Origin of the sequence: Isoptericola sp. NPDC019571, from assembly GCF_044389385.1 — a bacterium.
Taxonomy (GTDB): Bacteria; Actinomycetota; Actinomycetes; order Actinomycetales; family Cellulomonadaceae; genus Isoptericola; species Isoptericola nanjingensis.
In genome coordinates, this window is the sequence record NZ_JBIRXZ010000016.1 from 19,674 (window position 1) to 39,602 (window position 19,929).

General features: G+C 70.1%; 15 protein-coding genes and 1 pseudogene. 11 read left to right on the top strand and 5 right to left on the bottom strand.

Annotated features, from left to right (window positions below; genetic code table 11):
* Nucleotides 1-38: 38 nt before the first annotated feature.
* Nucleotides 39-830 (top strand): IclR family transcriptional regulator, encoded by a 792-nt coding sequence (locus ACH443_RS20075; RefSeq protein ID WP_430591315.1) that lies wholly within the window; start codon nucleotides 39-41, stop codon nucleotides 828-830.
* A gap of 19 nt (nucleotides 831-849) precedes the next feature.
* Here the strand turns inward: ACH443_RS20075 and ACH443_RS20080 are convergent, their stop codons facing one another.
* Nucleotides 850-1,845 carry a LysR family transcriptional regulator gene (locus ACH443_RS20080; protein WP_430591316.1) on the bottom strand — a complete coding sequence of 332 codons (996 nt, stop codon included), beginning with the start codon at nucleotides 1,843-1,845 and terminating at the stop codon, nucleotides 850-852.
* 49 nt (nucleotides 1,846-1,894) lie between these two features.
* Between ACH443_RS20080 and ACH443_RS20085 the strand changes: the two genes are divergently transcribed.
* The gene (locus ACH443_RS20085; protein ID WP_430591317.1) at nucleotides 1,895-2,695 is read left to right on the top strand and encodes an SDR family NAD(P)-dependent oxidoreductase; all 801 of its coding nucleotides are present in this window, start codon (nucleotides 1,895-1,897) and stop codon (nucleotides 2,693-2,695) included.
* A gap of 6 nt (nucleotides 2,696-2,701) precedes the next feature.
* Here the strand turns inward: ACH443_RS20085 and ACH443_RS20090 are convergent, their stop codons facing one another.
* A complete protein-coding gene (locus ACH443_RS20090) occupies nucleotides 2,702-4,015 on the bottom strand; it encodes a hypothetical protein (protein ID WP_430591335.1) in 1,314 nt (437 codons plus the stop codon).
* A 178-nt stretch (nucleotides 4,016-4,193) separates the two neighbouring features.
* Here ACH443_RS20090 and ACH443_RS20095 point away from each other — a divergent pair, with 178 nt between their 5' ends.
* The 9 genes and pseudogenes from ACH443_RS20095 (at nucleotide 4,194) to ACH443_RS20135 (ending at nucleotide 13,568) form a co-directional block, all read left to right on the top strand.
* A complete protein-coding gene (locus ACH443_RS20095; RefSeq protein ID WP_430591318.1) occupies nucleotides 4,194-5,219 on the top strand; it encodes a VOC family protein in 1,026 nt (341 codons plus the stop codon).
* A 5-nt stretch (nucleotides 5,220-5,224) separates the two neighbouring features.
* The gene (locus ACH443_RS20100; RefSeq protein ID WP_430591319.1) at nucleotides 5,225-6,397 is read left to right on the top strand and encodes an alpha/beta hydrolase family protein; all 1,173 of its coding nucleotides are present in this window, start codon (nucleotides 5,225-5,227) and stop codon (nucleotides 6,395-6,397) included.
* Entirely contained in the window at nucleotides 6,394-7,434 is a 1,041-nt protein-coding gene (locus tag ACH443_RS20105; protein ID WP_430591320.1) for a cyclase family protein, read from the top strand. Before ACH443_RS20100 ends, ACH443_RS20105 begins: the two co-directional genes overlap by 4 nt.
* Nucleotides 7,435-7,478: 44 nt before the next feature.
* On the top strand, nucleotides 7,479-8,618 hold the full coding sequence (locus ACH443_RS20110; RefSeq protein ID WP_430591321.1) for an FAD-dependent monooxygenase: 1,140 nt from the start codon (nucleotides 7,479-7,481) through the stop codon (nucleotides 8,616-8,618).
* Nucleotides 8,615-9,640, top strand: coding sequence for a fumarylacetoacetate hydrolase family protein (locus ACH443_RS20115; RefSeq protein WP_430591322.1), 1,026 nt, complete (start codon nucleotides 8,615-8,617; stop codon nucleotides 9,638-9,640). The genes ACH443_RS20110 and ACH443_RS20115 overlap by 4 nt, the downstream gene beginning before the upstream one ends.
* The gene (locus ACH443_RS20120) at nucleotides 9,637-10,380 is read left to right on the top strand and encodes a CoA transferase subunit A (RefSeq protein ID WP_430591323.1); all 744 of its coding nucleotides are present in this window, start codon (nucleotides 9,637-9,639) and stop codon (nucleotides 10,378-10,380) included. Before ACH443_RS20115 ends, ACH443_RS20120 begins: the two co-directional genes overlap by 4 nt.
* A gap of 1 nt (nucleotide 10,381) precedes the next feature.
* Nucleotides 10,382-11,032 carry a CoA transferase subunit B gene (locus ACH443_RS20125; RefSeq protein ID WP_430591324.1) on the top strand — a complete coding sequence of 217 codons (651 nt, stop codon included), beginning with the start codon at nucleotides 10,382-10,384 and terminating at the stop codon, nucleotides 11,030-11,032.
* A pseudogene (locus ACH443_RS20130) lies at nucleotides 11,029-12,215 on the top strand (acetyl-CoA C-acyltransferase). Before ACH443_RS20125 ends, ACH443_RS20130 begins: the two are co-directional and overlap by 4 nt.
* A 147-nt stretch (nucleotides 12,216-12,362) precedes the next feature.
* Nucleotides 12,363-13,568, top strand: coding sequence for an MFS transporter (locus tag ACH443_RS20135; protein ID WP_430591325.1), 1,206 nt, complete (start codon nucleotides 12,363-12,365; stop codon nucleotides 13,566-13,568).
* A gap of 128 nt (nucleotides 13,569-13,696) precedes the next feature.
* Here the strand turns inward: ACH443_RS20135 and ACH443_RS20140 are convergent, their stop codons facing one another.
* The 3 genes from ACH443_RS20140 to ACH443_RS20150 are packed head-to-tail and all read right to left on the bottom strand — an operon-like array spanning nucleotide 13,697 to nucleotide 19,879.
* On the bottom strand, nucleotides 13,697-15,049 hold the full coding sequence (locus ACH443_RS20140) for a Gfo/Idh/MocA family protein (protein WP_430591326.1): 1,353 nt from the start codon (nucleotides 15,047-15,049) through the stop codon (nucleotides 13,697-13,699).
* Nucleotides 15,050-15,092: 43 nt separating this feature from the next.
* Nucleotides 15,093-17,831: a Tat pathway signal sequence domain protein gene (locus ACH443_RS20145; RefSeq protein ID WP_430591327.1), complete on the bottom strand. Its 2,739-nt coding sequence runs from the start codon at nucleotides 17,829-17,831 to the stop codon at nucleotides 15,093-15,095.
* Nucleotides 17,832-17,851: 20 nt separating this feature from the next.
* A complete protein-coding gene (locus tag ACH443_RS20150; protein WP_430591328.1) occupies nucleotides 17,852-19,879 on the bottom strand; it encodes a beta-galactosidase in 2,028 nt (675 codons plus the stop codon).
* Nucleotides 19,880-19,929: the final 50 nt, after the last annotated feature.

The following is a 19,929-nucleotide window of genomic DNA, read 5'->3' on the forward strand; positions in this document are numbered from 1 at the left end:
TAGACAGCCAGTCCGGCACCTCGCGATAACGTTCCGCTGTGAGGAACACGCGCAAGCACCCGCCGCTGCCGGAACGCCCGCCGACGGCTGTCGAAGCCCTGGACCGAGGTCTTCGGTTGCTCCAGATGCTGCGCGACTACGGCAGCCTTCGAGTGGCGGACGCGTCGCAGCACCTCGGCATCTCACGCTCCAGCGCCCACCGGCTCCTGCAGACGCTCGTCTTCCGCGGCTTCGCCGTGCAGGACGAGGCGCACGTCTACCTTCCCGGCCCTTCGATGGACGCCGGCCCCGCTCGGCTGGCCTGGACACGTGACTTCCGCAGGTTGTGCCAGCCTCACCTCGAGGTGCTGTCCAGACGCAGCCGCGAGTCCGCGAATCTCATGATCCGGGTTGGGCGCAACGTGCGCTTCCTGGTCACTGTGCGCGCACGGTCCATCGACGCCACCCACGACCGGGACGGTGTCGTCATGCCGGCGCACGAAGCCTCAGGCGGCAAGGCATTGCTTGCCGAACTGGACGACGACGAAGTTCGCGCACTCTTCCTCACAGGCCCGACCTCCGGGCTGTCCGACCTCGAGCTGGCCAAGCTCATGTCCGACGTGGTGGCCGTGCGCAAGCACGGCTTCGCTCTGAACGTCGAAGAGACCGAGCGCGGGGTGGCAGCCGTCGGGACGTCGATCCACGACCGGTGGGGCACGGCCGTGGGAGCCGTCTCGGTCTCGACCCGCGCGGACAAGTTCGCCGATCGCCTCCACGGCGTGCTGCTGCCCCTGCTTCTCGACTCCAGGGCACAGATCGAACGCGACCTGGCCGAGGTCGACCTGGGTTGACCCTCCCCGCGGCGCTCTCCTACCTTGCCCTGAACTGCCCCGCGCTCGTGACGGACGCGGCGGCGCGCAGGACGACGTCGCGGAGGAACACGTGCTCGGGGTCCCGCTCGTTGACCGGATGCCACCACATGGCCTCGACCAGCGACCCGAGGTCGACCGGGCATGAGACAGCCCGCACCCCGGCATTCGCAGGCAGCCGCTCCGCCAGCCGCTCCTGCAGGAGGGCGATGCGCCGTGTCCCGGCCACGAGGGCCGGGACGGTCAGGAACTGCTCTGTCACGACCTCGACATGCGGCTCGATCCCGAGCATCCGCAGATGTCGCGCAGCAGGCGTCGAAGCCGTCGGACTGTGGAATGTCATCACCCACGGCATCGCACGCAGCTGGTCCTTCGTGAGCTCGTCACCGACCTCCGTGTTCGACTCGGCGACGAGGCAGACCCACCGGTCGTCGTGCAGGTCGGCATGCGGCAGGTCGGTCAGGAACCCGTGCGGCATGACGATCAGGTCGGCGCCGACGAGCACGCGTTCCGCCTCGTCGATCAGGCTCGGGGTGTTCGCCGCAAAGTGCAGGCGCATCGCCGGAGCCTCCTTCGCCAGGATCGCCGTCATGGACGGCCCCAGGACCGCGACGCTGTAGTCGCTCGCGACGATCCTCACCTCGCGCGTCGACGACGCGGGATCGAACACCGGCTCGGCCGCGAACACGCGCTCCACACCCGCTAGGACCACGCGCGTCCGCTCACGCAACTGCAGGGCCAGGGGCGTCAGGTGGTACTCGTTGCCACGGCGGCTGAGCAACGGGTCGTCGAAGTGCCGGCGCAGCCGGGACAGCGACGCGGACAGTGCCGGCTGGCTGAGCCCCATCTGCGCGGCAGCCTTCGTGACGCTGCGGTTCTGCAGCAGCGCATCCAGGGACACCAGCAAGTTCAGGTCGAGGTTCACCAGTCGGGGCGACAACGTCCCGTGACCGGCACCGTCCGAAGGAACCGCATCCATGCGGTCGATGGGCACCATAGGCACATCATGCCTTGCCATACCTGACGGACGCCCCGACGGTGTGGTGATGAAACGACGCGACGAGGCGACCACCAACACAGACCACCAGCCCGGAATCGCAGGAAAGCGCGCGGTGGTGACGGGCGCCGCCCGTGGCCAGGGCGCTGCCGAGTGCAGGCACCTCTCCGCGGCCGGGGCGTCGGTGGTGGCCGTCGACCTCGCCGACGGGCCTGAGGAGGACCTGGGTGATGCCGCGTACCGCCGGCTCGACGTCACCGACCCGGCCGCGTGGGCGGGACTCGTCGCGCACCTGAGGCGTCAAGGCGGGCGGGTCGACGCCCTGGTCAATAACGCGGGGGTCACCTGGCGGGCACGTCTCGGCGAGGTCGATCCGGCGGACATGGAGCGCGTGTACCGCGTGAATGTCATCGGGCCGATGCTCGGCATCCAGCATTGTGCGGAGCTGATGCCGACCGGCTCGTCGATCGTCAACGTCGGGTCGATCGCCGCGCTCACCGGCCATGCTCCGGTCGCCTACACGACGAGCAAGTGGGCCCTTCGCGGGTTGTCCAAGGTGGCGGCGCTCGAGCTCGGTCCACGTGGCATCCGCGTCAACACGGTGCACCCCGGGTATATCGAGACCCCTATGACTGCGTCGGCCTCGCTCGCGTTCCGCGAGGCCAACGTCACCGAGACTCCACTGGGGCGCACGGGCACCGTCGACGATGTGGCCGCCCTGGTGACGTTCCTCGTGAGCGACCAGTCGTCGTACCTCAGCGGCACCGAGATCCCCGTCGACGGCGGCATGACCTCGCACGGCGGCGTGAAGTCGATCGCGGACGCCAATCGCCAGGCCGCACGCCGATAACCGTCGTCAGGTCTCGATGCCCAACAACTCGCGCATTCTGGCGCCGAGGCTGACATGGCGATGACTGTCACAAATCGCCCGCGCGGGTGCCGCGGTACGAGCAGCGCGGTTCAGGAGCGCGCACTCAAGGAGCACAGCTCCGCAGCCAGCGAGCAGGGAGACCTCGTAGCCGTCATAGCGGCCGTTCGGCTGGTGCTTGAGGAGTCCATACGTGGTCCAGAACCGTCGAGCCCACGCATCGGGATCACCCACAAGATTCGCAAACGGCGCCCCGACCCACGCGGCAAGGGCGCCCGCGTATCCCCCCTGTCCGGACTTCCGGTTCGCCCACTGCCGCGTCCTCCGATGCACCGTGACCCAATACTCGATCCCGGCGGCAATCTCCAGCAGCTGGGTCTCGACATTGACGTCGCCATACCGATGCCGGGACAGCAATGGCCCGGTGGCTCGCGGGTAGCGCCGCGTCAGACCAACCCAACGCCGCACTCCCGCCATTCCACCAAGGGTCTGCAGAAAGAAGGTTGGGATCTCCGTGGGGGCACGCGGTATGCGCGCGCCGCGGGGGCGCTGCATCAGCCGCGCAGTCCACCACTTGGGCCCCTCTAACGGAGGCTTGCGGAGGTCGATTGTCGCTCGCCCGCCATCGGCGAGAACGAGGCCGTCGTACGCCAGGCTGATCAGCCCCTGCACCGAGAGAAGGGGCTGGATTAGGTCTGACCAGTCCGCTGGACGTTCCGAGGCGACGCTGAACGACACCGGCGCGTAGAGCGTCTGCCGGTCCTCCGGACCCTGGACCTCCCAGTGTGTGGACATGCCCAGCGTGCGGCCGCGACCGAGCTGCTCAGATTGGGTGGTCGCTGCTTGCGTGCTCAGCGAGAACCCCGTCATTCGCCCCTGCTCGTCAGTCGTGGGTGTCGCCTTGGACCCCGCCAAGCCGGCCCAACGCCCGACACCAGGGAAGAACGCCGTGACCTCCCGGAACTCGTCGGACAACAGATCCGGCAGCTGGACTCCGAAGACCACCGCACCTGCGCGGTAGGTTCGGGTGGCGACGCGGTAGCCGCCCAGGGTCGACGCCCCGCGTACCCCGCGAACATCGAGGAACAGCGCTCCCCCGGCCGATGTTGTCGCCGTGATCGATCGCGGCAGCGGGAATCTCGACTCAGCTGGCACGCCTCCTGGCGCCAGCAGGTCAAGCAAGAGGTGGTCCCCGTCGTCGGCCAGCCGCACAAATCCGGGCATCGACTCCTCGCATGACCCCAGATGGCCGACGTCAGCCCAGAAGCGACCGATCGAGCCATCCATCAAGTCCTTGAGCATCGGCACGAATGCAGCCTAGAGCCCGCGCACATCAACGGCACTGATGCCAGGCATAGCAATCAACAGGTTCCCGGATTCCCTCTTTGGAGTCAGGCTCATCCAAGGCCGCGCGGCGTAGCGCCACTCCTCAGGGGCGACGCCGCGCGTGCCGGTGAAGACCGACCCGAGAGGACGTTCGATGACGAACACGCTGGCACATCTCGCCCACCTGGAGATCGCCTCCCCCGACGTGGAGGCCACCGCGGCCTTCTTCGAGAAGAACTTCGGCCTGCGCGCCGTCAGCCGAGACGAGGACGGTACGACCTACCTCCGCTGCTGGGGGGACTACTACCCGTACAGCCTGATCGTCTCGCCCGGCGACGAGCCGGCGCTGGTCAACATGGCGTGGCGCACCGGCAGCGCCGACGAGCTCGAGAACGCCGCCGCCCGCGTGCGGGCCAAGGGCATCGAGGGCACCTGGCACGACAAGCGTCAGGGTCACGGTCGCTCGTTCCAGTTCACCGGGCCGTACGGGCACACCATGGAGCTGTACTGGGACGTCCCGAAGCACTCGGCGTCCGCCGAGCTGGCATCGATCTTCCCGGACCGCCCCGAGAAGCGCAGCTCGCACGCCGCGGCTCCGCGCTTCCTCGACCACGTCACCATCGCGTCGTCGGACGTCAAGGGCTTCGCCGCCTGGTACAGCGAGGTGCTCGGCTTCCGCATCATGGCGTACACGGACATCGAGCACGCCGACATCACGGTGTTCTCGGTGCTCACGACGAACGAGAAGTCCCACGACCTCGGCGTCGTCCTCGACTCCTCGACCCGAGGTGGGCGTGTCAACCACATCGCGTTCTGGACCGACTCGATCCAGGAGCTGCTCGTGGCCGCGGACGTGCTCATGGAGAACGGCACGCACATCGAGTACGGCCCGAGCATCCACGGCATCGGCGAGCAGTCGTTCCTCTACTTCCGTGAGCCCGGCGGCATGCGGATCGAGCTCAACACGCACGGCTACCGCAACTACGTGCCGGACTGGCAGCCGAACACCTGGACGCCGGCTCTCGGCTCGAACAGCATCTACCGCAACTCGGCGATGCCCGAGTCCATGACCGAGTGCTTCCCGCCGGACGCCGGGAAGCCTTCGGCCACGGAGGAGGGTGTCGTTCCCGGGACCGAGGCCGAGCTGCTCAACCCCTACGCGCGCCACGGTCGGGGCTGACGCCGGTGTTCGCCTACTTCCCCGGGAACTACGTCTGGAACCTCTCGGTCAACCTCGCCATGGAGATGGGCGCACGGATCGGTGAGGTCGACGCGATCTGCCGGCCTTTGCTCGACGCTGCGTCCCGCGGTGAGGACGCCGGAACCCAGGAGCTCATGGCGGCCTGGGAACGCCAGGGTGATGTCCTGGTCGAGCTCGCCGCCGAGGACGAGGCCGCGGGCCGCCTGTTGTCCGCGGGCGAGAAGCTGGGCCGCGCGGCGACCTACTTCCTCACCGGCGAGCGGATGCAGGCCGCGGGGCACGCCCCGCGGGCCGCGCTGTACACGAAGTTCCTCGACACGTTCGCCCGCGGCCTCGCGCTCGCCGACGAGAACGCCGTCCGCGTCGAGATCCCGTACGGCGACACGCACCTGTCGGGCGTCTACACCCGCGCGCTGGAGCCGGACGGCACCGTCCGGCAAGACCCGTCCCCCGTCCTCGTCCAGGTCAACGGCCTGGACTCCACCAAGGAGATGCTCTATCGCACCGGCCCGGCGGCCAAGCTCGCCAGGCGCGGGGTGTCCAGCCTCTGCCTGGACCAGCCTGGCACCGGGGAGGCGTTGCGCCTGCACGACCTGCACGCGGTGCCCGAGGCCGAGCGGTGGGCGTCGGTCGTCTACGAGTTCCTCGCCGCGCGCGAGGACGTCGACGCCGACCGGATCGGCATCCTCGGCGTCTCGCTCGGTGGCTACTACGCGCCTCGCGCGGTCGCTTTCGAGCCGCGGTTCGCGCTCGGCGTCGCGTGGGGTGCCAACCACGACTGGCGGGCGGTGCAGAAGGCACGCCGAGACCGCGAGGGCGAGCGTCCCGTGCCGCACTACTGGGACCACGTCCAGTGGGTCTGGGGCGCCAAGGACGCCGACGAGTTCTTCGAGATCGCCGAGCGCGTGCACCTCGACGGCATCCTCGACCGCGTCAAGGTGCCGTTCCTTGTCACGCACGGCGAGCACGACAAGCAGATCCCGCTCGAGTACGCGCACCGCACGTACGACCAGCTCACCTCCTCCCCGGACCGCGAGCTCGTCGTCTTCACCGACCGCACGGGCGGTTCGGCGCACTCGAGTGTCGACAACGGGTCGGTCGCCACGGACCTGATCTCCGACTGGGTCGCCGAGCGGCTGGGCGGGAGGACGAAGTGACGACGACCGGTGCGACGGGCACGACGAAGACCGCCGGCCCGTCTCAGACCCCGGTGGCGATCGACCCGGCAAACCCCGCGGGAGCGGTCGCCGCCGCGGCAGCCCGGTGCTCCAACTGGGGCCGCTGGGGCCCCGACGACGTCAAAGGCACCCTCAACCTGGTCACGGACGAGCACCGCCGACGCGCGGCGACTCTCGTGCGTCGCGGGCGGTCCTTCTCGCTGGCCCAGCCGTTCGACATGAACGGGCCGCAGAAGGGCTGGCGACGGCGGACCAATCCTGTGCACACCATGCTCGACACGGGGGTCGACGCCGAGTTCGCCGACCAGGGCCTGCCCCACGGGATCGGCGGCGCCGACGACGTCGTGGCGATGCCCCTGCAGTGCTCGACGCAATGGGACGGGCTGGGCCACATCTTCGACCACGGCCGGGCATGGAACGGGCGCCGCTCGAGCCAGGTCGTCACCTCGGACGGCGACGGCGTCACCGGCATTCAGACAGTGGCCGCGGACCTCACTGGTCGGGGTGTGCTGCTCGACGTCGGTCGCCACCTCGGTGACGACGTCGCCGGCACGGGTGGCGAGCTGCCGGACGGGTTCGCGATCACGGCCGAGCACCTCGAGGCCACGATTGAGGCTCAGGGCAGCACCTCGCAGGTCGGTCCAGGCGACTTCCTCGTCGTGCGGACCGGGCAGTACGGGCGGGCCCGGCGCGAGGGCTGGGGCGACTATGCCGGCGGGCCCGCGCCAGGCTTGTCCTTCACGACGGTCGACTGGCTTCGCGCCCACGACGTCGCTGCCGTCGCGACGGACACGTGGGGCTTCGAGGTCCGCCCGAACGAGTTCGAGGACGCCTTCCAGCCGCTGCACCAGGTGGTCATCCCCCACCTCGGCCTCTTCCTCGGCGAGATGTGGGCACTGGAGGAGCTCGGCGCGGACTGCGCGTCGGACCGAACCTACGAGTTCCTGCTCGTCGCGCCGCCCCTCCCGATCACCGGTGCGGTCGGCTCTCCGTTGAACCCGATCGCCCTCAAGTGACCACCCGAACGACCTGACTACCACGACCCGGAAATGAGGCAACGATGCCTGCAGTACGTTCCGTTCTTATCGTCGGCGGCGGCGCCGCCGGCAGTGCCGCCGCCATCTTGCTCGCCCGCCAGGGTGTGGCCGTCGACCTCGTCGAGGAGCGGCCCGACGTGCCGGACGTCGGGTCTGGCATCACGCTGCAGGGCAACGCCCTGAGAGTGCTGCGCGACCTCGGCGTCTGGGACGACGTCCGCGCCGCCGGCTACCCGTTCGACTCCCTCGGTATCCGGGCTCCCGACCCTGCCGGCACCCTGGTCGCCGAGATCCCCGACGTCCGTACCGGCGGCCCCGACCTGCCCGCAACCCTCGGCATGCCCCGCCCGGTCCTGGCCCGGCTCCTTCTCGACCAGGCCGCCCGAGCGGGCGCAAAGATCCGCTACGGGGTTACTCCGATCGCCTTCACCCAGGACCCGTCCGGGGTGAACGTGAACCTCGGTGACGGGTCCACCGGGCGGTACGACCTCGTCGTCGGCGCCGACGGCATCCACTCCTGGACCCGCCGCCAGCTGGGCATTGACGTTGAGCCGGCCAGCACCGGCATGGGCATCTGGCGCGTGCACGTGCCGCGGCCCGCGGCGGTCGAGCGCACCGACCTCACGTACGGCGGGCGGTGCTACATCGCCGGCTACTGCCCCACAGGCGCCGAGACGATGTACGCCTATCTCGTCGAGGACGTCCAGGACCGCTCCGGCCTGACGCACGCCGAGCAGATCGACGTGTTCCGCGACCTGGCGTCGTCGTATCACGGTGCGTGGGACGACGTGCGAGCGAGCCTCACGCCGGAGACGTTCGTCAACTACGCCCGCTTCGAGTCGCATGTGGTTCCGGGCGACTGGCACGGCGGGCGTGTGGTCCTGATCGGCGACGCCGCGCACTCCTGCCCTCCGACGATCGCGCAGGGCGCCGCCCAGGGTTTCGAGGACGCCGTCGTGCTCGCAGAGCTCCTCCTCGCCGCCGACACCTTCGACGAGGCGCTCCTCACCGCATACGCCGAGCGGCGCCGTGAGCGCGCGACGACGGTGGTCGAGGCGTCGGTCCGGGTGGCGCGGTGGATGCTGGAGCGCACGCCGCCGTCCGAGGCTGATGTCCCCGGGCTCATGCGTCGCATCTCGGTGCTGGTGACGGAGCCGGCATGAGGTTCGCTCGCTACGTCCAGGCAGGCAAGACCCGCGACGCGCTCGTCGTCGGCGAGCCCGGGGAGGAGCGTCTGCACGACCTGCGTCCCGGCACCACGGTCCTCGACCTCGCCGCGGCGGGCCTGCCCGCCGCGGCCGAGGCTGCGGCCTGGGCGCGGCGCTCGTCCCCGCTCGTGCCGGTCGCTGACGTCCGGCTGCTACCGCCGGTCCAGCCCACCGCCGTCCGCGACTTCGTCGCGTTCGAGGAGCACGTGGAGGGGGTCGTCCGCAGCGTGTCGGGCGGCGGCTCGGTACCGGACGCCTGGTACGACGCCCCGACGTTCTACTTCACCAACCCGTACTCGATGACCGGCGCCCACGACGACGTCCCCGTGCCCCCTGGCTGCCGCGTGCTCGACTTCGAGCTCGAGGTCGCGGTCGTCGTCGCCGGCACAGGGACGAACCTCTCCCCCACCGACGCCCGGGACCACGTCTTCGGCTACACGGTCTTCAACGACTGGTCCGCTCGCGATCTGCAGGGCCGTGAGATGCAGGTGAACCTCGGTCCGGCCAAGGGCAAGGACTCGGCCACCACGCTGGGGCCGTGGATCGTCACCCCCGACGAGCTCGAGGAGTACCGCGACGACGACGGCTTCCTCGCGCTCGGTCTCGACGCGGCGATCAACGGGCGCACCGTCGGGCGTGACCTGCTGTCGAACGCCGCGTGGACGTTCGAGGAGATGATCGCCTACGCCTCGCGCGGGACGTGGGTGCGGCCGGGCGACGTCCTCGCCTCCGGGACCTGCGGCAACGGCGGGTGCCTCGGCGAGCGTTGGGGCCGGTCCGGCGTCCAGGACCCGCCCCCGCTCGTGCCCGGTGACGTGGTCCGCCTCGAGGTCGAGGGCATCGGCGCTGTCGAGAACCGCGTCGTGCCCGGCCTCGACCTCGCCGAGCTCCCCGTCGTCCCACGGGCTCGCCACCGCGACCGACGTCGCGACCGCGTGCCCGCCGCCCCGCCCTCGGTGACCCAGGAGGTCCGATGACCAAGCTTCGACAGGACGCGCGAACGGCCCTCGAGAGTGTACTGAGCGACGGCATGACGATCGCCGTCGGCGGGTTCGGCCTCAGCGGCGTGCCGTACGACCTGATCGACGCCGTCCGCGACTCCGGCGTCCGTGACCTGACGATCGTGTCCAACAACATGGGGGTCGACGGCCAGGGCCTCGGCGTGCTCCTCGAGAACGACCAGGTCGCCCGAGTGCTCGCCTCTTACGTCGGCGAGAACAAGCTGTTCGCCCGGCGCTACCTGGACGGCGAGCTCGAGGTCGAGCTCGTCCCCCAGGGCACCCTCGCCGAGCGGCTGCGCGCGGGCGGCTCCGGCATCCCGGCCTTCTACACCCCCACGGGGGTCGGCACCGCCGTCGCCGATGGCAAACACACCACCGAGCTCGACGGCCACACCTACGTCCTCGAGCGCGCGATCCGCGCCGACCTGTCGCTCGTGCACGCCCACACCGGTGACGCCGCCGGCAACCTGCGGTACCGGCTCACCGCGAGGAACTTCAACCCGGTCGTCGCGATGGCGGCCCCGTTCACGGTGGCCACAGTCGAGCACTACCTCGACCCGACGACGCACGGCCACCTTGACCCGGACGAGGTCCATACCCCCGGCGTCTTCGTCAGCTCGGTCGTCTCGACGACGCACGACCGACCCATCGAGAAGCGCACCGTCCGCGACCGGCCGGTCGACGCGGCGGTCCCCGCCCCGCACGGAGGTGCCTGACATGCCCTGGACCCGCGACCAGATGGCCGCCCGGGCCGCCGCCGAGCTCCGCGACGGCGACTACGTGAACCTCGGCATCGGCATCCCGACCCTTGTGGCCGGTCACGTACCCGACGACGTCCGCGTCACCCTGCAGAGTGAGAACGGGCTCCTCGGCATCGGCCCGTTCCCGTCCGACGGCGACGAGGACCCGGACCTGATCAACGCCGGCAAGCAGACCATCACTGCACGGCCCGGCGCCAGCGTCTTCGACTCCGTCACCTCGTTCGCGATGATCCGCGGCGGCCACATCGACGTCGCGATCCTCGGCGCCCTGCAGGTGTCCGCCCGGGGCGACCTCGCCAACTGGCAGGTCCCCGGCTCCATGGTCAAGGGCATGGGCGGAGCCATGGACCTCGTCGTGGGCGCGCGTCGGGTCGTCGTCCTCATGGAGCACACCACCCGCGACGGCGCCCCCAAGCTCGTCGCCGAGTGCGACCTGCCCCTGACCGGACGAGGCGTCGTCGACCGCGTCATCTCCGACCTCGCCGTGCTCGACGTCGAACCCCGAGGGCTCGTCCTGCACGAGTTCGCTCCCGGAGCGACGATCGACGACGTCCGTGCAGCCACCGGAACCGCCGTCTACCTGCGCAGTACGGACGCCGTCGCATGACCACGCCGCTCGACACAGACGTCGTCATCGTCGGCGCCGCCAGGACACCGCAGGGACGCTTCCGCGGCGCGCTCAGCAGCGTCCAGGCCACTCGCCTCGGCGGGATCGCGATCCGGGCCGCGCTCGACCGAGCCGGCGTCGAGACCGGCGTGGTCGACGCCGTCACGATGGGCCAGGCCTCCAGGCCGGCGTCGGGCAGAACCCCGCACGGCAGGCGGCACGCCGAGCAGGCATCAGCTGGGGCGCCCGCGCCGTCACCGTCAATACGGTCTGCCTGTCCGGGCTCACCGCCGTGATCGAGGCCAGCCGGTTGATCAGGCTCGGCGAAGCACGCGTCGTCGTCGCCGGCGGGATGGAGTCGATGTCTCTGGCGCCCCACCTGCTGCCAGGGTCCCGCACCGGGCACGCCTACGGCACGGTCGGGCTGCTCGACCACGCCGCGCACGACGGCCTCACCGACGCCTACGACAACGTCCCCATGGGTGAGCTCACCGACGAACGCACGCCGTTCGTCCCCCGAGAGGACCAGGACACCCTCGCAGCCGCATCGCACCAGCGGGCCGCCCGCGCACAGAAGGACGGGCTTCTCGACGCAGAGATCATCCCGGTGACGGTGCCCCGGCGCGGCGGTGACGACATCGTCACGCACGATGACAGCGTGCGTCCCGACACCACCGTCGAGGCGCTCGCGCGTCTGCGGCCGGCCTTCCGTTCGGACGGCACCATCACCGCCGGCAACGCCTCGCCCCTGTCCGACGGCGCCGCAGCCACCGTGCTCACCACGCGCGCGCTCGCACGGACGAACCACTGGCCGGTTCTCGCGACGCTGCGCGCGCACGCCGAGGTCGCCGGACCCGACACAACCCTCCACCACCAGCCCGCACGCGCCCTGATCGCCGCGCTCCACACCCAGGGCTGGACCACCGCCGACCTCACCGCTCTCGAGATCAACGAGGCCTTCGCCGCCGTCGTCGCGTCCTCGGCCGACGCCCTCGGCATCGCCCCCGACGACACCCGCCTCAACGCCGACGGCGGCGCCATCGCCCTCGGCCACCCACTCGGCGCTTCCGGCGCACGACTCGTCGTCCACCTGGCGCATGAACTCGCCCGCACAGGTGGCCGAGGTGCGGCCACGCTGTGCGGCGGAGGAGGACAGGGCGCCGCCCTCCTGCTCGAGAACTGAGCGAGAACGCCACCCTCCTCCAGAAGTCGAACCGACGCCCACACACCCCCGGACGGTTCGCTCCGGGACGGGCTCCCTCCCGTACGGCGGTACATCGACGTCGAGGTACCGGCATCACCCCATCGCAGTGATCAAAGGAGATCTCTCATGACCAACGTCGACGAACGTGTCTCGATGCCGAGAACAGCGGGGGTCGGGCAGGCGCTCCCCCTGCTCGCCGCCAGCTGCATGCCAGTCCTCGGCTCCGTCCTCATCACCCCCGTGCTCCCCCAGATCTCGCAGCACTTCGCGTCGACACCGGCAGCCACCGTGCTCGTGCCCATGATCGTCGCCGTCCCGGCGCTGATGATCGCCCTCTTCGCGCCGTTCGCCGGGCAGATCGCCGACCGCGTGGCACGCAAGCGCCTGCTCGTGGTCGCGCTCACCGTCTACGCCGTCGTCGGGGTCGCCCCGGCGATCCTGGACGACCTCCAGGGCATCCTCGCCACCCGCCTGCTGCTCGGCGTCTGCGAGGCCGCCATCATGACCGTGGCCACCACTCTCATCGTCGACTACTTCCCCGACGACCGACGCCGCAACCGATACCTGGGGCTCCAGGCCGTCACCACCACCCTGGCCGCCACGGTGTTCATCGCCGTCGGTGGAACTGTCGGAGCCCACGGCTGGCACACGCCGTTCTGGATCTACCTCGCCGGGCTGGCGATCGCCGTCCCCGTCGCGATGCTTCTGTGGGAGCCAGAGCGCCCCGTGCGTACCGAGTCCGCTCAGATCCCGCTGCCCCGGTTGCCGTGGGGCCGGCTCGCGCTCCCGCTCGTCGTCACCCTCGTCGGCGGCATGTCGTTCTACGTCCTCATCGTCGAGGTCAGCTACCTCGTGGTCGGCACCGGGGTAGCCCCGGAGGAGACCGGCATCATCGGCGCCGTGGCTGCCGGCGCGTCGCTCGCGACCGCCGCTGGAGGGCTCGTCTTCGCCAAGGTCGCGCACCTGACTCCGGCGAGGTTGCTCCCGGTCGCGTTCGGACTGCAGGCCGTCGGCATGGTCGTGATCTGGCTCGTCGACGGTCTCGGCGGCGTCGTCACCGGCGGCCTGATCGCCTCGCTCGGCTCGGGCCTCCTGCTGCCGACCCTCGTGGTGTGGGTCGTGGCCGAGCAGCCCTTCGAACAGCGCGGCCGGGTCTCCGGACTCTGGAACTCCGCCTTCTTCTTCGGTCAGTTCCTGGCGCCCCTCGTCGCCACCGGGCTCGCGACGGCACTGGGAGGCCTTTCGATCGCGGTTGGCGTCGTCGGTGGCCTGGCACTCGTCGCCGCCGTCACGACCATGCTGACGTCCCGTTCAATGACCGCGGCCGCCTGACGACGAGGTGGGGCTCCGCCCGGCGCGATGCCGGACGGAGCCCCACCTCGCGCTCGCGAATGACCGTGTCCCTCAGAGCGACGGCCCCTGCGGGCTCAACATCTTCTGCTCGTGGGTCACCGCCGAGGTCAGGTGTTCGTCACGACTCGTTCCTGCGAACCGAGCATCTGGATGCCGAGCGAGGACACGGCGACGGCATGGCCGGACTCGAGCGAGAGGTTTCCGGCGATGCCGACCGCGATCGATCTCACGCCGTCGCGCCAGTCCGCGGGTCGGCCGTAGGGATCGTCGTCGGGGCCGATGAAGACGTCGGACAACAGCAAGGAGTCGCCTCCTCCGTGCCCGCCGGCACCGCTGACGATCGGTACCTCACGAGCCTCTTCCCAGTGTCGCTGCACGAGGAGTCGCTCGATCTCCGGGCGCATGGAGGTGTGCGTGCGACCGTCGTTGGCGCTCGGGTCGACAGCGGCGTGCAGGTCGTCGTCGGCGAACACCGCGCCGCGTTCGACCACGTCGAGCTCGGCACGGCCGAGCGTGCCGTTGACGGCCACCCGGTAGCCCTCCCACGGGGAGTGAGCGTTGAGCGAGTACGACAGCGTCGCTCCGGAGTCGTAGTCGACGATCATCGCGAGGTTGTCCTCGATCGTGATGTCGTCGCCGAACACGCTCCGGTCGCGTTGGTAGCCGTCGTGGGTCTCGGCGTCGAGATAGAGCGCCTTGAGCCGCGGGTCGTCGCGCAGGTCGAGCTCAAAGGGGTCGCTGACACCGTCGTGGGTACCTCGAGCAGGCAGACGCGTCGCACCGCGTCGGCCGGCGTTCGCCGCTCCGTAGAACCGCAGGGCGCCGGAGGCGAAGACGCGCCGGGGCGACGCATCGATCCACCAGTTGACGAGATCGAAATGATGGCTGGCCTTGTGGACCAGCAGACCGCCGGAACGCTCCTTCTCACGGTGCCAGCGCCGGAAGTAGTCGGCGCCGTGCTTGGTGTCGAGCATCCAGGAGAAGTCGATCGAGGTGACCTGACCGATCGCCCCGGACTGGATCACCTCGCGCAGGGCGGTGTTGCGCGGGGAGTACCGGTAGTTGAACGTCAGCACCACCGTGCGGCCGGTGCGCTCAATCGCCGCTTCGATCTGTGCGGCTGACGAAGCGTCGATGGTCAGTGGCTTTTCGACGATCGCGTCGGCGCCGGCGTCGAGCGCACGCACGATGAGGTCAGCGTGCAGGTCGTCCCGAGCACAGACGATGACCTTGTCGATGCGCTCGGCCTTGACCATCTCCTCGAGCCGCTCTGGGGCCCACACGGTCGGGCGGGTGGCGCCGGCCGCTTCGGCGTGGTCTGCGTAGTACCTGGCCCGCACGGGGTTGGGTTCGCAGAGCGCGACCAGCTCGGCGTGGTCACGGTAGTCGCCGATGATGGCGTCGACATACATCTGGGCGCGGTGTCCCGCTCCGACGACGGCATACCGAAGTGTGGTCATGGTGGGTAGTCCATTCGGGCAGTCTGGCGAGAGGTCTAGCTAGTCATCGCGTGTGCGTGGGCGAGGGTTCGGGTGCTGTTTCGCCGAGCCATTCGCTGACCAGTGCGAGGTTCTGAATCGCCGCGAGGCCGTACTGCGCCGCGTCGTTGGTCGTCACGCCGGCCAGCTCGGACACGGGTTCGGCCACGGTGAGGCCGGCGACAGGGTCGGGGCGGCGGTCGGGGTCCAGCTGGTTGAGGTTGGCGCGGTCTGCAGGACCGGAGTGGAAGAGCGTCCAGGCGCGGGTGGCAAGCGCCTCGTCGCCCAGCCGGTGCGCCGCCCACGCCAGAAGCCTCGTGTGCGCGAGTTGGAGGGCGGGGTTCCAGGTCGTTCCTGTCGCGGCCTCCTGAACCTCGGGGGACGCCAGGTAGATCTGGCAGTACTGGAGCCAGGTCTCCTCGAACTCGGGGAGGTCGAGGAGGTCCAGGATCTCGGCGAGGACTTCGACGATCCCGAAGACGGCGCTGAGGTGGGAGACCGTGACCCGGTCTTCCGTGGTGTCGAAGCGGCCTGTCGCCGGGTCGAGGCGGGCGACGCCGGTGAAGTACCCGCGCGGCATGGTCCCGATGTCTGTCAGCGTCTCGATGATGCGGCGACGCGCGTCGGGATCGCCGGTGCGTTCCCATCTGGTGAACCAGCTGGCGAGGATCGCGCCGAAGTCGATGCCGAGGTCGACCTCCATGCCTCGAGGGTCGGGCTTGGACCGTCCTTGGCGTGCGCCGACGGCTCGGTGGTGGTCCAGGGCTGCGAACGTCTCGCCGGTGACGGCGACCTCGTCCAGGAGCTCGCCCACCCGCTCGTCGGCCGTGAGGAAGTAGAGGAATCGCCGATAGACGGGGCTCGAGACGCGCAGCTGCTTGCACGAGCAGCCCCAGTGCTGGACGTTGTGCCGGGTGCCGAACCCGGCGAACCTGCCGAGGTGGTAGACGTCGACCTCGCCCGTGTGTCGGGTCATGGCTTCGGCGAGCCGGAAGGCCTTCGCGTCGCCGGTGCGCAGGTAGTGGTACCAGAGCCACAGGTCGGTCGAGAGCTCGGAGTTGTCCCAGGCGTAGCCGCCGATGTCGTAGCGCCAGGTGTGCCGGTCGGTGTCGTAGCTGTGCATGACGTCGCCGTAGTCCCAGAACCCGTACCAGCGGCGTTCCTCGACCTGGTCGGCGTAGTAGTCGGCCAGGAGCTGGAGCCGGTCCTCGATGGGCGCTGCGGCGGCGTTCGAACGGTCTGGCAGGGACCAGTGGCCAAAGACGCCGGCGTCGTGCAGGTAATCGGGGGCGCAGACCAGCTGGGGCGGGTTCGCGTTCGCGCGGGCGTGCGCGTCGAGCGTCTCGTGATCGGGGGTCGTGGGTGCGGCCCGGATGAGAAGTTCGTGCGTGCGCGCGATCCCTGAGGCGTCCCCGAATCCGGGCTTGTAGTCCTCGTAAGTCACCTCGAGGGCCGCGAGCTGGCCCTCGTCCGTCTGCTCGTGCTCTCCGGCGTGGTAGAACCGCAGGTCCATCGGCTGCGCCTCGGGTGACCACATCCACGCGGTGAGGCTGGCGTGGTCGGTTGCCGCGCCGCGGACGTCGAGCTGCGTGGGATGGGACTGCCAGAAACCGCGCAGGCCGAGCTCGAGTCCGCCGTGGACGCTTCCGAGGTAGGCGTAGCCCCGCGATCGCGTGCCGCTAGGGATCGTGACCCACCCGTGGCTCTCTCCGGTCCGCTTGCGCAGCGTGTACCCGTCGGCGCTGAGCTGGGTGAGCGTCCAGTCGTTCCAGGCGGGCACGTGCCGGAGCCTGTCGTCCCATGTTGGCGGTGGGTCGAGGTAGGACTTGGTTCCGGTCCATTCGTGCGTGGGCGGGGTGGGGCGCCCGGCGACCTGCGCTGCTCGGGCTGCTGCGCCGGGATCGCGCCAGAGGCCTGTGACCGGACGTACCGACTCGGTGAGGAATCCGGAGGATCCGGCGATCCGCACGTGCCGGTCGTGCAGGGGCGCGTCCATGGGGACGTCGAAGCGCAGCCCGAGCGCGCACAGGAAGTCCCGGTCGGGGTCGGCGTCCCAGATCATCGTGTGCACGACGCGGATCTGGTCGGAGCTCGCGTGGAACACCAGGCGCACACGGAACGGCATCCAGTGTCGGCGACCGTCGCTGTGGCGGCCTTTGACCAGCAACACCGCGCGGACCGGACCGGACTGCTCGACCGTCACGGACTCCACGACGCCCTCGAACGGCGTGCGCGAGCGTCCCTCGGGATCCATCGCGAGCTCGCTGAGAAGTCTGCCGTCGCGAGCGACCACACGCCCCCCGGCCTCCAGCGTCGCGATCATGACCGGTCCGCGCGCAGGGATCGTTGCGCGCATCGTGCCCGTGTCGACGAGCGTGTCCGTCCCGTGCTGTGTGACCTCCAGACCCCGCGTCGCGACTTCTCCGCGCCGGCCCGGGTGCAGCGTGTAGCCGCTCGGATCTGGTGTCGCCGGCGCGGCACAGTGGGCGCTCCACTTCACCGAACCGTCGGGCCACGACGCGGTGGTCCATGACTGGACAGGCAGGCCGCGCCCTCGGGAGTCGCGCAGTGCGAACGGTGCGTCTGCCGGAACGGCGCCTTGTGGCCACGGCACTCCCCAAGTCACGCCGCCTGCTAGCCCGGCTGGTTCCGGCTCGAGCCATCGGAGTGACGCCGACCGCGACATCGCACCGGCGAGTCGCACCACTCGCGGCCCGTACAGGTGCAGCTGTGCCTCGTCCGTCGACGGGTCGGTCGTCGGCACGCCCTGCAGCCCTGGGGTGTTCATCGGTCGCTCGCCAGGACGACGACCCCCGCGGGGCCGATCGGAAGGTCCTGGCCGGCCTCCCAGGCGGTACCTGTCAGCACGTCAGTCCCTGCGCGCTCGAGCCGCACCGTCGCCGGCGCCCCAGCGTGGTTGAGGAGGAACAGGTATCGCTGCCGGTCGCCGACCCTCTCGGCGGCCTCGACACCCTCGGGGGCGGCATGGACTGGAGCGATGCCCGCGCCGTCGAGCACACCACCGAGGACGTCGGCGAACGACACTTCGTCGAGCGTCGTGCCCAGGTAGACGCACCGTCCTGCGCCGAGGCGGTGGTCGACGATGGCGGGCACGCCGTCCAGGTAGCCGCCCTGGTACTCGGCCACCACGCTGGCTCCCTCGGCAATCAGGTCGTCCTGCCAGCGGTTCGCGCGACCGGTGAAGTTCTCCGGGAGAAGGTCCTGTCCCCCGACGGCGCGGATGCTGACGTCGTCCTCGGGGAGCATCGGGGACAGCTCGAGCACGTGCCCACCGATCACGTCGCGCAGGCCGCCTGGGTATCCGCCGGCGATGACCTGGTCGTCCTGGTCGACGATGCCACTGAAGTAGGACACCAGCACGTGGCCACCGCCCTCGACGAAGTCGCGCAGGGCGGCGCGCTGCTCGGCGGAGACGAGGTACTGGTTGGGCACGACCAGGACCTTGTATCGCGACAGGTCCGAGGAGAGGGTGACGACGTCGGTCGCGATGTTCCGCTTCCACAGCGCGGTGTAATGCTCGAGGAGCACCTGGGCGTGGGAGAAGTCGTTGGCCGGGTGGAAGCATCCCTCGACCGCCCACCAGTTCTCCCAGTCCCACACGATCGCGACGTCTGCGTCGGTGCGCGCGCCGACCACTTCGCTGATTCGGGGCAGCTCGTTGCCCAGGTGGCTGACCTCGCGCCAGCTGCGGCTCTGGGTGCCGCCGTGGGGAAGAATCGCCGAGTGGAACTTCTCCTGTCCGGCGGCGGCCGCTCGCCACTGGAAGAACATCACCGAGTCCGCGCCGCGGGCCACGCTCTGGTAGGAGTCCAGGCGCATGCGCCCGGGCTTCTTGACGTAATTGCGCTTCCACTGGGAGACGCCGGCGGCCGCCTGCTCCAGCAGGAGCCACGGCTGTCCCCCGCCGACGGACCGCATCAGGTCGTGGTGCAGTGCGGCGCGCGGCGCGGCGTCGGGGCTGCCTGGGTCGGGGTAGCTGTCGAAGGAGACGACGTCGACCTCGGCACCCCACCGGTGGTAGTCGTTGAGCGAGTGGCCCTGGAAGAAGTTGGTCGTCACGGGGACGTCCGGGGTGATCGCGTGCAGCAGGTCCCGCTCGTGGCAGAACAGCTCGAGCTGCAGGTCGGAGTTGAACCGGGAGTAGTCGAGCTCGCGTGCGGGGTTGACGCGGCCGCGCACTGGCTTGGGCAGGTGCACCTGCTCCCAGCTGGAGTACTGCTGGCTCCACACCGCGGTGACCCACCGCCGGTTCAGCTCTGGCAGGCTGCCGTACTTCTCCTGCAACCAGTCGCGGAAGCGCTCGTCGCACCGGTCGCAGAAGCACTGCGCGTGGTACTCGTTGCCCACATGCCACATCGCCAGGGCCGGGTGGTCGCCGTACCGCTCGGCCAGGGCGCGCGCGATGCGGCGGCTGCGGTCGCGGTACACCGGCGAGCTCGGGCAGAAGTGCCCGCGGCTTCCGGTGTCCATCCGGGTGCCGTCGCGTTCCACCATCATCGACTCGGGGAAGCTCTGGGCCATCCAGGGCGGCGGCGCCGCGTTCGGGGTGGCGAGGTCGACGGCGATCCCCGCGCCGTGCATCCGGTCCATCACGTCGTCGAGCCAGGCGAAGTCGAAGACGCCGTCCTGCGGCTCGAGCACCGACCACGAGAAGACCCCGACGGTGGTCATCCCGACGCCGGCCTCCTTCATGAGGCGGACGTCCTCGTCCCAGACGTCGCGCGGCCACTGTTCGGGGTTGTAGTCGCCCCCGAACACCACGCCGCCCAGGCGAGCGCGCAGTCGGTCCATCCTGTGATTCGTCACTCGTGCACTCCAGATTCGGTGGTTCGTGCCGGGTC

Excerpts from the sequence above, each read along its gene's own strand:
- ACH443_RS20140 (WP_430591326.1), bottom strand. The coding sequence starts at position 15,049 with ATGACCACACTTCGGTATGCCGTCGTCGGAGCGGGACACCGCGCCCAG.
- ACH443_RS20120 (WP_430591323.1), top strand. The coding sequence starts at position 9,637 with ATGACCAAGCTTCGACAGGACGCGCGAACGGCCCTCGAGAGTGTACTG.
- ACH443_RS20095 (WP_430591318.1), top strand. The coding sequence starts at position 4,194 with ATGACGAACACGCTGGCACATCTCGCCCACCTGGAGATCGCCTCCCCC.
- ACH443_RS20125 (WP_430591324.1), top strand. The coding sequence starts at position 10,382 with ATGCCCTGGACCCGCGACCAGATGGCCGCCCGGGCCGCCGCCGAGCTC.
- ACH443_RS20135 (WP_430591325.1), top strand. The coding sequence starts at position 12,363 with ATGACCAACGTCGACGAACGTGTCTCGATGCCGAGAACAGCGGGGGTC.
- ACH443_RS20085 (WP_430591317.1), top strand. The coding sequence starts at position 1,895 with ATGAAACGACGCGACGAGGCGACCACCAACACAGACCACCAGCCCGGA.
- ACH443_RS20115 (WP_430591322.1), top strand. The coding sequence starts at position 8,615 with ATGAGGTTCGCTCGCTACGTCCAGGCAGGCAAGACCCGCGACGCGCTC.
- ACH443_RS20090 (WP_430591335.1), bottom strand. The coding sequence starts at position 4,015 with ATGCTCAAGGACTTGATGGATGGCTCGATCGGTCGCTTCTGGGCTGAC.
- ACH443_RS20080 (WP_430591316.1), bottom strand. The coding sequence starts at position 1,845 with ATGGTGCCCATCGACCGCATGGATGCGGTTCCTTCGGACGGTGCCGGT.
- ACH443_RS20150 (WP_430591328.1), bottom strand. The coding sequence starts at position 19,879 with ATGGACCGACTGCGCGCTCGCCTGGGCGGCGTGGTGTTCGGGGGCGAC.
- ACH443_RS20110 (WP_430591321.1), top strand. The coding sequence starts at position 7,479 with ATGCCTGCAGTACGTTCCGTTCTTATCGTCGGCGGCGGCGCCGCCGGC.